This window comes from Priestia sp. MDV22-iso46 (genome assembly GCF_058629175.1).
In genome coordinates this window covers 65500-79289 of the sequence record NZ_JBZVWT010000010.1, presented here as the reverse complement: position 1 = coordinate 79289, position 13790 = coordinate 65500, and the positions used below count along the sequence as shown (strand labels likewise).

The following is a 13790-nucleotide window of genomic DNA, read 5'->3' as shown; positions in this document are numbered from 1 at the left end:
GGTTTTATTTTTTTAGAGTTTAACAATCTTACATATTCTCTGAATGAGTAAGCCCAATCCTTTAACTATAGGGATTAAAGTGGAATCAAATGTGGTATGTAGACAATTAAAAGTCTCTAAAATGATATAGTATGAGGTTTTATAGGCCTTCATGCCACGCACAAACCATATATGTCATCGAGTATTATAACGCTATATACATTGGATACAGAGGGATGAGGGGGTACAATCATTTTGAAGACTATTCAAAACATTAATACACAGAGAACTCCTAAACAGTCAAGATCCCCACTGGTTCAACCATGGGGAGTCTCAAACTTGTAAAATATTATAAGAAAAATTAGTAATTAGCTTTTTTAAAATGTTAGTTGTGATGTTTTGAATCTATAGCATATTAACTTACACGTAAGATAAATCATTTCCCTTTTCCTGTAAATTCTCTACGTAATATTGAGCTTCAAGTGCTGCAATACAACCATCTCCGGTAGCAGCTACAACCTGTCTGACTGCATTTTTTCTAATATCTCCTACTGCAAAAATTCCTTTGATAGCAGTCTTCATTCTATTATCAGTGATAATCCATCCCTCCTCATCTGTAATTTTTAAAGTTTTTACAAATTCTGAAACAGGATCCATACCAATATATTCAAAAATACCGTCTGCTTGAAACTCTTTTGTTTCTCCCGTTTTTACATTTTCAAGAAGAACAGTACTAACTTTATTTTCTCCTCTAATTTCATTTACTATTGTATTGTACATTACCTCAATCTTTTCATTTTTAAGCATACGGTCTATTAAAATAGGTTGTGCTCTGAATTGATCTCGACGATGCAGAACAGTTACTTTTTTGGCGAATCTTGTCAAGAAAACAGATTCTTCTACCGCAGAGTCACCTCCACCTACTACAACAAGTTCTTTATCTTTGAAGAATGCTCCATCACAAACTGCACACCAGGAAACACCACGACCAGAAAATTCTTCTTCCCCAGGTATATTTAATTTTTTGTATTTAGTACCCGTAGATATAATGATTGATTTAGATTTATATACGCCACTCTCAGTGTATACGGCTTTAATATCTCCTTCAATTGCAATACTCTTTACATTAGCTTGCTCATATTCTGCACCAAATTTTAGAGAATGTTCAAATATATTTTGAGCTAATTCCGGACCACTTATATGTGAGTAGCTAGGAAAATTCTCGATTTCTGCTGTATTTTGGAGCTGTCCACCTGGAACTCCTCTCTCTAGGATTAAAGTTTTTAGGTTTGCCCTTGATGTATAAATAGCAGATGTCATACCTCCAGGTCCTGCACCAATAATAATTACATCATAGATAACTTCCTTCATTTCAATCCCTCTCTCAGTGAATTAGAGTATTTGATTTATCTAATTTACATATATTGAGAAATTAAATCCTTTAATTTCTCCTCTGTAGAAAATCCTAGACTCTTTTTAACAACTGTTCCGTCTCTAAAGATTAAAACAGTAGGAACACTCATAATATCGTGTAGTTGAGCTAATTCACTATTTTCATCTATATCAACATCTCCAAATGTTACATTTTTCATATTATTAGATAAGTTATTTAACACTGGAGCTATCATCTTACACGGTCCACACCAAGAGGCACCAAATTTAATGACCGATACTTTATTAGAAGATGTAACCTCTTCAAAATTAGCTTTATTTACTGTAAGAACATTTGACATTATAATTTCCTCCTTCATAATTCCTAATTCATATTTAACATTAATCTAACTAATATATATATTGAAAAACTACTAATAACAAACAGGAGATTGTTATTAGTAGCTTCCTTCGTCTAATTTTTGATATAGATTTCTAAGTAATTATAGCTTATAAAGTTTTTTGACCTGGTTTCCAATTTGCCGGGCATAAACCACCAGTCTGTAAAGCTTGAAGTACTCGCAACGTTTCATTTACATCTCGACCAATGTTGTTATGAAATACAACCTGATACATAATTTCTCCCATAGGATTAATAATAAATAATCCACGAAGTGCAATCCCTTCTTCTTCAATCAATACACCATATTCTCGAGATACCGCATGATTTGTATCGGCTGCTAAAGAATAGTTTAGATCTCCTAAACCATTCTTTTTTCGATCGGTATTAATCCAAGCAAGGTGGGTATGTATGGTATCCGTAGAAACCCCAATGACTACCGCATCCAAATCTTGAAATTCATCATAGCGATCAGACATAGCTGTAATTTCAGTTGGACATACGAATGTAAAATCCATTGGATAGAAAAACAGTACTGTCCACTTATCATTTCTCATGTTTTCTTCCAAACTAACCTTGTCAAACTCCTTGTTGGTCATTACTGCATCCATTACAAAACGGGGTGCTTGCTTTCCTACCATACGTTGTGTCATTTTATATTACCTCCATATAGTGTAAATTAATTAAATTTAAAACTAATTATCTATTAGCATTTTTTATTACATGTTTATACTAAAACTACTTTACTTAGGTTATTATTCATTCTTTTAGCTATTGTTAATAAAGAGGACGTTGAGTTTCTCTTTCAATAAGCTTTAAGCAGGACATAGACTCAATCTGATTACGATGAATAAAAGATACGGCCTCTTTTTCAACAATAAAAAAACCATCTTTAAAGTTTTTATTTTCAAATATTGAAAGTAAAGGGTAACTATCTTTTATAGTTTCAAGCTCCTTATAAGATATTTGGGTGCCTTCTATAATATCTTTTGTTTTTGTTGTTATACGCATATACTCATTCATAAAAACTATTTTAAACACCTCCCTAAAACAATTAGAAAAATTTTTATCTAGTTAATCTCTTCATAAGAACATCCTTTTCTCTTTCAAAACCAGGCTTATCAAGTAATGCAAACATATTCTTTTTGTATGCTTCAACTCCTGGTTGATTAAAAGGGTTTACACCTAACAATAGACCACTAATTCCACAAGCCTTCTCAAAGAAGTAAACCATTTCTCCAAATGTAAATGCATTTAGTTGATCTAATTCAATAATTAGATTAGGGACTCCTCCATCTACATGGGCTAATACAGTTCCCAGAAAAGCTTTCTTATTGACTTCATCCATTGTTTTTCCAGCCAAGAAGTTTAACCCATCAATATCAGAGGGATCTTCTTGAATAGTAAGATCAATTTGAGGTTTTTTAATTTGCATGACTGTTTCAATTAAATCACGGCGTCCTTCTTGCACATATTGCCCCATAGAATGCAAGTCTGTTGTAAAATCCACAGAAGAAGGGAAAAGACCTTTTTGATCTTTACCTTCACTCTCTCCAAATAACTGTTTCCACCATTCAGATACGTAGTGAAGAGAAGGTTCGTAGTTCACTAACAATTCAATTGACTTCCCTTTACGGTAAAGTGCATTTCGAACAGCTGCGTATTGATAGCATTCATTCGTTAAAAGATCAGGATTATTATACTTACGAGCTGCTGTAGCTGCTCCCTCCAACATTTGATCAATATTAATTCCAGCAGTAGCAATAGGTAAAAGGCCTACTGCAGTCAGAACAGAATATCTTCCGCCTACATTATCCGGAATAACAAAAGTTTCATATCCTTCCTCATCCGCAAGTTTTTTTAATGCACCTTTTGCTTGGTCAGTAGTTGCATAAATACGCTTTCTCGCCTCTTCTTTTCCATACTTCTTTTCCATGTGGTTACGGAAGATACGGAAAGCAACAGCAGGCTCTGTTGTGGTACCTGATTTAGAAATTACATTAATGGAGATATCTTTCCCCTCTAATAACTCCATCAGGTGAGTCACATATGTAGCACTAATATTGTGACCCGCAAAGTATATCTGCGTGGAATTATACATTTGGTTATGGAAAGTATGTGACAATGCTTCTATAGCAGCTCTTGCACCTAAGTAAGAGCCGCCGATGCCAATAACAATTAAAGCCTCTGAATTATTACGAATTCGCTCAGCAGCTTTTTTAATTCTTGTGAATTCCCTTCTATTATATTCTTGGGGCAAATCCACCCAACCAAGAAAATCAGCACCTGGTCCCTTTTTTTCATGGAGCATATTATGTGCTACTTCTACAAATTCACTTAAATTATCTACTTCATCTTCCTCCATAAATGGTCTTGCATTTGAATAATTAAAAGAAATTGTCATCGTACCTTTTCCTTTCTGTACAAATATTTCTTACAATTCTTTTTTTATATCTTCTTCTAATCCCATTCTAAGGGAGAAGTTATCCCATATTTGTAAGTATAAAAGACTTTCAACCTATCAATTTATCAATTTGTAACCTTCTTATTTTTTTCTATAGCGTGGCCACCGAATTCATTACGTAGGGCTGCTACTACTTTTCCTGTAAAAGTATCATTCTCTAATGAGCGATAACGCATCAATAAAGACATGGCTATAACTGGGGCAGCAGATTGGAGCTCTAAAGCTGTCTCAACTGTCCACTTTCCTTCGCCAGAAGAATTCATAATTCCCTTAACCTCCTCTAGATTTGCATCTTTTGAAAATGCACGTTCTGTCAAATCCATAAGCCAGGAACGAATAACCGAACCATTATTCCAAACTCTAGCTACGCTTTTATAGTCAAAATTAAATTGACTCTTTTCTAATATTTCAAATCCTTCTCCAATTGCAGCCATCATTCCGTATTCAATCCCGTTATGAATCATTTTTAGAAAATGACCACTTCCTGCTTCTCCAGCATACAAATATCCTTTTTCTACTGCAGTATCTTGAAAAATTGGTTTAACAATTTCCCAAGTTTCAGGGTCTCCTCCAACCATATAGCAGGCTCCATTACGAGCACCTTCGATTCCCCCAGAGGTTCCAACATCCATAAAACTTATTCCAACTTTCTTTAAATGATTGTATCTCCGTATGGAGTCTTTGTAATGTGAATTTCCTGCCTCAATTATAATGTCTCCATGGTTTAAAAATGGTGTTAAGTCATTAATTACTGAATCAACTACTGTATGGGGAACCATAATCCAAAGTACTCTTGGCTGCTCTAGTGATTTTACAAGATCTACTAAATCGTACACACCATTACAGCCATATTGTTCAATTTCTTTGACAGCATTATTATTTAGATCGAAAGCGACTACCTCGTGTTTATGATCAATAAGGTTTCGAGCTAAATTTAATCCCATTTTCCCTAGCCCGACTAATCCGATTTTCATATTGAATATCTCCTTAAAATAAGTTTATAAGACAAGTACTTGTTAGATAATTTACGTTTAATCATTAGATTTTGAAAGTTTTTCGCGTTAAATAACCTAGTAAGCAATTATAAATTATTATTCTTCAGTTCTTATTTACCACCATTTGAAGCCATCATGTATCAATAACTGGTCAGAAGCATCTGGTCCCATGGAACCTGCTCTATATAAATGAAGAGGCAGATCATTATCTTTAAAAGCCTCTAAAATTGGTTGCACCCATTTCCACGACAATTCGACCTCTTTCCAGCTAGCAAAAAAAGTAGCATCGCCTCTTAAAACATCGAATAGGAGGAGCTCATAAGCTTCAGGTACCTCTTCCTGGTTAGAAGAAACTTTTGTGAAAACTGGCTCAATTTTATTATTTAATGAATTTCTGCTATTTAATTGCAATGAAATACCTTCATTTGGCCCAATTTCAATTACTAAAAGATTAGGATCTAGTTCCTTATTTTCAATATCGTATAAACTCTTTAACGGATCCTTAAACTCTATTACAATACGTGTGCTTTTTTCTTTCATTCTTTTTCCTGTACGAATATAGAAAGGCACATTGCTCCAAAAATAATCATCTACCCATAGACGAGCTGCAACAAAAGTATCATTTAGCGAGCAAGGTTTTATTCCAGGCTCTTCTTTGTATCCAACAACTGATTTTCTATATATTTCACCTGAACTATATTGCCCTCGCACGATGTTTAAATCTATTGTTTCTTTCTTTAACGGACGAAGATGCTCCATGATTTTTATTTTCTCTTTACGGACTTGTTTGGCATTACTTGATTTTGGAAGATGCATAGCTGTCATCATAAGTAGCTGTAACATATGATTTTGAAACATGTCTCTAATTGCACCTGATTGATCATAATAACTCGCTCGTTCCTCGACACCAACAGTTTCACTAGCAGTGATCTGAATATTGGAAATATAATTATTATTCCATAACACTTGAAGGATAGGGTTAGCAAATGTTATAGTCTCTAAGTTTTGCACCATCGGTTTTCCAAGGTAATGATCAATGCGATAAATTTCTTCTTCCTCAAAGGTTTTCATTAGTTTTTCATTTAACTCTTGAGCTGATAATAGATCATGTCCAAATGGTTTTTCGATTATAAGACGTTTCCATCCTTTTGAGGAGCCTAATCCACTTTTGTTTATATTCGATGTAATCATGTCAATATGTTCAGGGGCAACAGATAAGTAAAATAAACGATTTTCAGGAATATCTAATTCTTTTTCTCTTTGTTCAATTATATTAAGTAATTCTTCATAAGACGCATCATTAGTTACATCCAATGTAGTATAGCGAAATGCCTGAAGGAATTTTTCTAATTTTGTATTGTCGCTCTCTAAGCGTCGAGAAAATATTTTTAATGACGCTTCTATATGTGCTCGAAATGTGCTATCAGACCAAGATCTCCTTCCTAAACCAATAATTGAATAGGATTTAGGTAATTTCCCATCCAAGAATAAATTATATAAAGCAGGGAAAATTTTTCTTTTAGCTAAATCGCCTGTTGCCCCAAACAAGATAAATGTCATAGAATCTAGTTTTAGCTTACTCAATACATTAGATTCTTTTTCTTCTAAAGAAATGCTACTTGATATAGCTAAGTTGTTCATTTGTGCTCCTCCTTTACTTTTAATTACTTAATCTAGTATCTTTAAACTATCGCTTTTATGGATTTGAGTATAACAGGTAAAATTTTGAGTTAAAAGTACACACTTTTTTTTCATATAGTGTGTAAAAGTATACTAATAACTAGACAAAATAGGAGGAAAAAGAAGTGGGACATCTTTTCAAAAAAACATTTAATTGTGAAAAGGAATTAACACTAACAGTTATCGGGGGAAAATGGAAAATGCTTATTTTATGGCATTTAGGAAAAGAGGGAACAAAACGATTTGGTGAACTAAAGTCTCTAATGCCCGGTATAACCCAAAGAATGTTAGTAAGTCAATTAAGAGAATTAGAAGAAGATCTTATTGTAAATCGTAAAGTCTATCCAGTTGTTCCACCAAAGGTGGAATATTCATTGACTGAACATGGAAAAAGCTTAATGCCAATTCTGGAGTCTATGTATGAATGGGGAAAAGCTTATATGGAGACTATTCAGATTAAAAGAGAATCGACTATTTCTAAGAAGTAGATATCTATTTTTGCCACTTTGAAAGCTGAAAGTAATTTATCTTATAGTAAGATACCAAAAAGACAGAATATAAAAAATATTTTAATTTAAGTTATAAAAACACATGTAATAAGTTTGAAATTTATTACATGTGTTTTTCTATTTTTATACATGAAACTAAATCTAAAAGATTTGTCAATTTTTAAAGTAGTATTACTTTAATTTATAATATTTTAATCCTTACATGGGACTATAACTATAAATATTCAAAGACAATCCTCCAGTTAATAAAATTCATCAAATTGCTTAATTGTAGAGTTTCTTTTACTTAAAATCATTAAGTATACTTTTTCCCACTATATGTTATTTATATTACTTAATGTTTTGATACTTACTATATGTGTTAAAAGTGCGTACTTTTTTTTTTAGGAATTAGATTTTACAATAGGTCTATCTTCAAAAAATTATATTAAGGAGTGAAGTATTCATGAAACTTCAATTAGCATTAGATCTTGTGAACATTCCGGAAGCAAAGAAAGTAGTAAGTGAGGTTCAGGAACATATAGATATCGTAGAAATCGGCACTCCAGTTGTCATTAATGAAGGACTTAAGGCAGTAAAAGAAATCAAAGAAGCATTTCCATCTTTGAAAGTTTTAGCTGACTTAAAAATTATGGATGCAGGTGCCTATGAAGTAATGAAAGCTTCTGAAGCTGGTGCTGATATTATCACAATTCTTGGAGCTACTGATGATTCAACTATAAAAGGTGCAGTGGAAGAAGCTCAAAAACAAGGAACACAAATTCTTGTAGATATGATTAATGTAAAGAATCTTGAGCAGCGCGCTAAAGAGGTAGATGCACTTGGAGTTGATTATATCTGTGTACATACAGGATATGACCTTCAAGCAGAAGGAGAAACGCCTTTTGAACAACTTCAAACAATTAAACGTGTTGTTAAAAATGCAAAAACAGCAGTAGCAGGTGGTATCAAATTAAATACACTTCCAGAAGTAGTTCAATCGCAACCTGATCTTGTAATTGTAGGTGGCGGTATTACTGGTGAGGAAGATAAAAATAGTGTTGCAGGTGAAATGAAAAAATTAGTTAAACAAGTAACACTTGTATAAAGATATGATTAAAACAATGCAAACTACTGAATACTTAGCTGAAATTATAAAAGAGCTAAGTCAAACTACTAGCCTTATAGCAGATTATGAAGCTGAAAAGTTAGTAGATAGTATTATTAATTCAAAGAAAATCTTCCTGGCTGGTGCAGGGCGTTCAGGATTTATGGCTAAATCCTTTACAATGCGTATGATGCATATGGGTTTAGATGCTTATGTAGTGGGTGAAACTGTCACACCTAATTTAGAAGAGAATGACCTTTTAATTATTGGTTCTGGTTCAGGAGAAACAAAAAGTTTAGTTTCTATGGCCCAAAAAGCTAAGGATATAGGTGCAACAGTAGCCAGTGTTACAATTTCCCCTGAGTCAACAATCGGAAAATTATCTGATATTACAGTTAAATTACCTGGTTCACCTAAAGATAAGGAAGAAAGTCAATACAAAACTATCCAGCCTATGGCATCGTTATTTGAGCAAACTCTCTTGCTGTTTTTTGATGCTATTATATTGAGGTTTATGGAGAAAAAAGAATTGAGCTCAGACAAAATGTTTAGTAGACATGCTAATCTTGAGTAAAAAGATATACTGTTGTAATTTTGAATTGTTTCTGGATATACTTATCCTGTGAAGTAATTCTGTTCATATACTGATAAGTTAAAAAGTTGAACTAATGATCACATAAAACTAAGAAGCCTTTGCTTTAATAAGCAAAGGCTTCTTTTTGACGAGTTTCTTCTATTATATAGTACTTTTATCAAGATAAAGATTTAAGTTGCTCTGTTAAACGTAAAAAAGCTTCTTTATCTTTATTTTTTAAGGAATGGTTAATTTCCTTAAGGATTTTCCTTTTTTTAAAGTCCTTTATAACTTGATCCAAAAACAATTCAGCCAACATTTCATCTGATATACTTTGTTCAACTCCGTTTATTTCATTTGATACATTATTTTCCATAAAAAATCAACCCCTTTATCTTTTCTCTCTTGCAAACAGTATTCCCTTTTGCCCTTTTTTTATGCAAGGTTGATAGATGAAGTGAGACATAGAATAATATGTAATATGCGTAATTACGCTCCTATATTCTTTTTAGATATTTTTCATATGTCTTCAATTAGCTGAAAAAAGATAAAAATTAAATCATGAAGATTAATGTTTTATTATCTATACTTAGCGACAACAAATAAACATTTTCAACTTTTAATATATATCAATCTATCTTCTCTTTAACTCCAAAGAAATTTTCGTATTCATAATAACTTAAAAGAAAATTTATAATTATTTAGCTTAAAAGAGTTTTTATTAACGTAATCTTTATTAAAGATAAAGAATAAATTAATTTTATATATAGATGTAAATGTATAAACTCTTTTATAAAAATTAAAGTTTTACTATTTACTTTAATTGACGACAAATATGGGCTTTTTCTACAAAATAAGTAATGATTAAACTATTTTTTAATGAAATACGTTAAGCGTTACTCTTATTAGTAACATTAAATTGCATTTATACAAATTAGTGCTACAGGTTTCATTTTTTATATCATATTCCATGAAATTTTATGTTTCATACGTGTAAAAAGAAAAACTGCGTATTTGTCGTCAATTTGAGTAAATAATAAAACTATTATTTTTATAAGTTAGTTTATACATTTACTCCTTTATATAAAATAAAACAATTATGTATTTAAAGTTGAAAATATTTTAATAAAAATATATAAACATTAAGTGTTTTAGGATTTTATGTGCAAGTTAGAAGAGATAAATCGATTTTCTAAAAGGAAAGTAGAAGATAGATTGGTATATGATAAAAGGCGAAAGTCTCTATTTTCCGTAAATAAGTGTAATTAATAAAACATTAATCTTTAAAAGCTAATTTTTATCCTTTCTCTAATAAATAAAATTAATTGTTAATCACCATTATTTCTCATTAATCAATTAGTTATTAATTATGTGGTCATATCTTTTTTATCTAATTGAAGAAATATGAAAAATATCTAAAAGGAATATAGGAACGTAATCATGCATATTACTCTATATCTCACTTCATCTATCAACCTTGCATAAAAAAACGGTAAAAGGGAATACTGTTTGCAAAAGAGAAAAGATAAAGGGGTTGACGTTTTATGGAAAATAATGTACTTAACGGAATGGAGAGAGTTGATCCAAATTTACGTGATGAAATGTTGGCTGAATTGTTTTTGGACGAAATGATGAATGACTTCAAAAGAAGTAAAATCCTCGAGGAAATCGATCATTCCTTAAAGAATAAAGATAAAGAAGCTTTTTTACATTTAACAGAGAAATTAAAATCTGTATCTTAATAAAAACAATATAATATAGAAGAAACTCGTCAAAAGAAGCCTTTGCTCAACATGAGCAAAGGCTTCTTTTCATAAATTTCTCCTATATTCAAATCAGATTAACTTCCCTTTGCATAAGAAATAAAGAGAAGAATAATACTACCTGGTAAATAAAAGAATTTCCCATGGAGTAAATAACGATATTTTAAGGGTGTTTGTGTCTAGACCCTCCTTAATATAAAGATAAATAGGGTGATTAGTATGTGGAAATCAATGGTTTCCTATCTTCCAGAGTGGCAAGTTTTTGTGCAAGCGTTAATGGCATTTTTCATCCCATATATAATCTCCAGATTGTTTAATTGGACTCGTACTTCAGAGGAAGAGTGATGAAAATGAAAACAAACAAGGATCTGTATCTAAAAATTTAGCTAATCCATTTACACGTGATTTCAATTCAAATGTAAAGGAAGTTAGAAAAGAAATTGGTCATAACTCTGACGTTCATTTTAGGGAGTTTATTATAGGACGTACCGGCATTCGAGCATCATTGTCTTAGTTGAAGGACTATCAGATAAAGATCTTATTGATAAACATATTTTGTCATCATTGATGACTGATTCTTCAGCAGAATCCCAATTGAAACAGCCTTACGAAAAGGGTAGCTTATGATGAAAGGAAGTGAACTGTGGGTAAATGATCAATTCAAACGATCGTATTACGACACCTCAAGCAACTGTGGTTGTTATCAATTTTATACTTGGAACAGGAATTCTTACCTTGCCCCGAACAGTTGCGGAACAAGTAAAAACACCAGATGTTTGGTTAAGTGTTATTTTAGGCGGAATATTTGCCATGATAGCAGGAGTAATTATGGTGAAATTAAGTCAACACTTCCCTGAAAAAACCTTTTATCAATACAGCCAAGAAATTGTAGGGAAATGGATGGGCAAGTTATTTAGTTTCTTCATAATAGGTTATTTTTTAGTACTTGGTGGGTTTCATGCTCGTTCATTGGCAGAAGTAACAGGATATCTATTGCTGGAAGGAACCCCTAAATGGGCTATTATTATGCCCTTTATGTGGGCAAGTCTCTACCTAATCAGAGGAGGGATAAATCCAATTGCTCGTCTATTTGAGATTATATTACCTATTACGGTTATTCTTTTTTTACTTGTTGCCTTTATGAGTATCAAAATATTTGAAGTAGACAATCTGCGCCCAGTACTAGGTTCAGGTGTCACACCGGTGCTAAAAGGCATAAAAACAACTGCTCTTGCATTCACGGGTCCTGAAATCATGTTAATCATTTTAGCTTTTATGAAAGAACCACACAAAGCAGGAAAAGCTGTACTAGTTGGAATTACTATTCCTTTATTTATTTATGTGATTACTGTTGTAATGGTGATCGGAGCGTTCTCAGTGGATGGAGTGGTTACGAGAACGTGGCCTACGCTTGATTTAATAAGAAGTTATGAATTAACTGGGTTAATATTTGAACGCTTTGATTCCTTGCTGCTGGTGGTATGGATTATGCAAATGTTTACTTCTTTTACTGTTAACCATTACGCTGCTTCATTAGGACTATCTCAACTTTTCCAAAAGAACATTCATCCATTTATGTATGGCGTGCTTCCCGTTATTTATCTTATTTCCATGATCCCCAAAAACATCAATGATGTATTTAAAGTAGGGGATATGGTTGGCAACGCTGCCTTGGTTTTATTTGGCTTTGTGCCGTTGCTTCTTCTCATCATTTCAAAAGTAAAGGGGAGAAAGTATGAAACAAACCTCTAATCACGTACAGTTCTTATTGGTTTTACTTTCTGTTTTTTTGCTCGTTCCTCTGGCGGGCTGCTGGAGTAGTCATGAAATTGATGAAAGAAGTTTAGGGGTAGGTGTGGCGCTTGATAAGGGGAAGGAGTCCATGATTGAAAAAGAATTTGATGAACAAGGAGGGGGATATGCGAGAAAGAACCTAATTACGTCAACCTATCAACTTATCACCCCACAAGTGGCAAGTTCAACCACTAAACAAGGAGGTCCTCAACAGAAATCTTATGTGAATGTGTCTGAAACAGGAGATTCTGCTTTTCAAATGCTTCGTGAATTATCTTTAAGAAGTGATACTCCTTTAACTAGTCCCCATATGAAAGTGATGGTTATCGGTGAGGCCCTTGCACGATCGTATAGTTTGGAACAATTAGTGGATCAAAGTCTTCGTGACAATGATTTTAGACCAAGTTGTCTGATGTTTATTAGTAAAGGGAGAGCAAGCGACACACTCGAATCAAAAACAGCAGGAGTGATCCCAGCATTTCGTTTGTCTGCAATGGTGGAAAATGCCTATCGAACAACGAGAATTTTACCTCCTATGTCGCTTATTAAACTAGAGAGCCAGATCCAATCAGGGTCTAGTTTTCTGTTGCAAAATGTAGTATCAGCAAATGGAGAAATCAAATTTGCGGGTGCAGGTATAATTAAAGGAAAAACAAACAAAATGATTGGTTTTTTGAATGAGGAAGAACTGGATGGTCTGACTTGGATCATAGGTAAAGGAAAAGGTGGCCTAGTAAAAGACTTTGATAAAAATACGGGTCAGCTGGTCGTATATGAAATAGAGTCTATGAAAAGTCACATTCAACCCCATGTGAAAGGAAATAATATCTCTTTTGATGTACACATTGAATCAGTGGGAAGGCTATCTGAAAGTTGGATGACCTCAGGGGGCACTTTTAACAATCAATTTTTGCAGAACGCACAAAAAACTTCAGAAAAAAAAGTAAAGCATCTGGTAAGAAACGTACTAGAAAAAATGCAAAAAGAATATCAAGTCGATGTTGCGGGTTTCGGAAATCGATTGAGAATTAAGCATCCTAGAGTATGGATGAGGGTTAAAGAGAATTGGGATCAAACATTTAGTGGAGTTCCGATTAACTACGATGTGAAATTAATGATTAAAGATTATGGAGCGTCAGGATCAACGAAGTAAGCTTTCAAGTTTAACTTTGCT

At 32.9% G+C, this 13790-nt stretch carries 14 protein-coding genes; 6 read left to right on the top strand and 8 right to left on the bottom strand.

Features of this window, described 5'->3' with window-relative positions; all coding sequences use genetic code 11:
* Positions 1–399: 399 nt before the first annotated feature.
* The 7 genes from trxB to zwf form a co-directional block, all read right to left on the bottom strand.
* Positions 400–1350, bottom strand: coding sequence for a thioredoxin-disulfide reductase (trxB, locus tag AC4NPH_RS26915; RefSeq protein WP_098315227.1), 951 nt, complete (start codon positions 1348–1350; stop codon positions 400–402).
* Positions 1351–1394: 44 nt separating this feature from the next.
* Positions 1395–1712: a thioredoxin gene (gene trxA, locus AC4NPH_RS26910; protein ID WP_179879721.1), complete on the bottom strand. Its 318-nt coding sequence runs from the start codon at positions 1710–1712 to the stop codon at positions 1395–1397.
* 148 nt (positions 1713–1860) lie between these two features.
* Entirely contained in the window at positions 1861–2403 is a 543-nt protein-coding gene (locus AC4NPH_RS26905) for a peroxiredoxin (RefSeq protein ID WP_098315229.1), read from the bottom strand.
* 124 nt (positions 2404–2527) lie between these two features.
* Entirely contained in the window at positions 2528–2773 is a 246-nt protein-coding gene (locus AC4NPH_RS26900; RefSeq protein WP_098315230.1) for a hypothetical protein, read from the bottom strand.
* A 43-nt stretch (positions 2774–2816) separates the two neighbouring features.
* Positions 2817–4154, bottom strand: a complete 1338-nt coding sequence (locus AC4NPH_RS26895; RefSeq protein WP_098315231.1) for a glucose-6-phosphate isomerase — start codon at positions 4152–4154, stop codon at positions 2817–2819.
* Between the two features lie 125 nt (positions 4155–4279).
* The gene (gene gnd / locus AC4NPH_RS26890) at positions 4280–5188 is read right to left on the bottom strand and encodes a phosphogluconate dehydrogenase (NAD(+)-dependent, decarboxylating) (protein WP_098315232.1); all 909 of its coding nucleotides are present in this window, start codon (positions 5186–5188) and stop codon (positions 4280–4282) included.
* Between the two features lie 135 nt (positions 5189–5323).
* On the bottom strand, positions 5324–6769 hold the full coding sequence (zwf, locus tag AC4NPH_RS26885) for a glucose-6-phosphate dehydrogenase (protein ID WP_491939293.1): 1446 nt from the start codon (positions 6767–6769) through the stop codon (positions 5324–5326).
* A 245-nt stretch (positions 6770–7014) separates the two neighbouring features.
* Between zwf and hxlR the strand changes: the two genes are divergently transcribed.
* From hxlR to hxlB, 3 genes are all read left to right on the top strand, one after another.
* Entirely contained in the window at positions 7015–7377 is a 363-nt protein-coding gene (gene hxlR / locus AC4NPH_RS26880; RefSeq protein WP_098315234.1) for a transcriptional activator HxlR, read from the top strand.
* Positions 7378–7843: 466 nt separating this feature from the next.
* Entirely contained in the window at positions 7844–8485 is a 642-nt protein-coding gene (hxlA, locus tag AC4NPH_RS26875) for a 3-hexulose-6-phosphate synthase (protein WP_491939282.1), read from the top strand.
* Between the two features lie 16 nt (positions 8486–8501).
* Positions 8502–9059, top strand: coding sequence for a 6-phospho-3-hexuloisomerase (gene hxlB, locus AC4NPH_RS26870; protein WP_098315239.1), 558 nt, complete (start codon positions 8502–8504; stop codon positions 9057–9059).
* 178 nt (positions 9060–9237) lie between these two features.
* Here hxlB and AC4NPH_RS26865 read toward each other — a convergent pair whose 3' ends face one another.
* Entirely contained in the window at positions 9238–9435 is a 198-nt protein-coding gene (locus tag AC4NPH_RS26865; RefSeq protein ID WP_098315236.1) for an IDEAL domain-containing protein, read from the bottom strand.
* A 1168-nt stretch (positions 9436–10603) separates the two neighbouring features.
* On the opposite strand from AC4NPH_RS26865, the gene AC4NPH_RS26860 reads away from it, so the two are divergent.
* From AC4NPH_RS26860 to AC4NPH_RS26850, 3 genes are all read left to right on the top strand, one after another.
* Positions 10604–10801: an IDEAL domain-containing protein gene (locus AC4NPH_RS26860; RefSeq protein WP_029325294.1), complete on the top strand. Its 198-nt coding sequence runs from the start codon at positions 10604–10606 to the stop codon at positions 10799–10801.
* A gap of 672 nt (positions 10802–11473) precedes the next feature.
* Positions 11474–12574 (top strand): spore germination protein, encoded by a 1101-nt coding sequence (locus AC4NPH_RS26855; protein ID WP_491939281.1) that lies wholly within the window; start codon positions 11474–11476, stop codon positions 12572–12574.
* Positions 12558–13769 (top strand): Ger(x)C family spore germination protein, encoded by a 1212-nt coding sequence (locus AC4NPH_RS26850; protein ID WP_098197767.1) that lies wholly within the window; start codon positions 12558–12560, stop codon positions 13767–13769. Before AC4NPH_RS26855 ends, AC4NPH_RS26850 begins: the two co-directional genes overlap by 17 nt.
* The last annotated feature ends 21 nt before the right edge of the window (positions 13770–13790 follow it).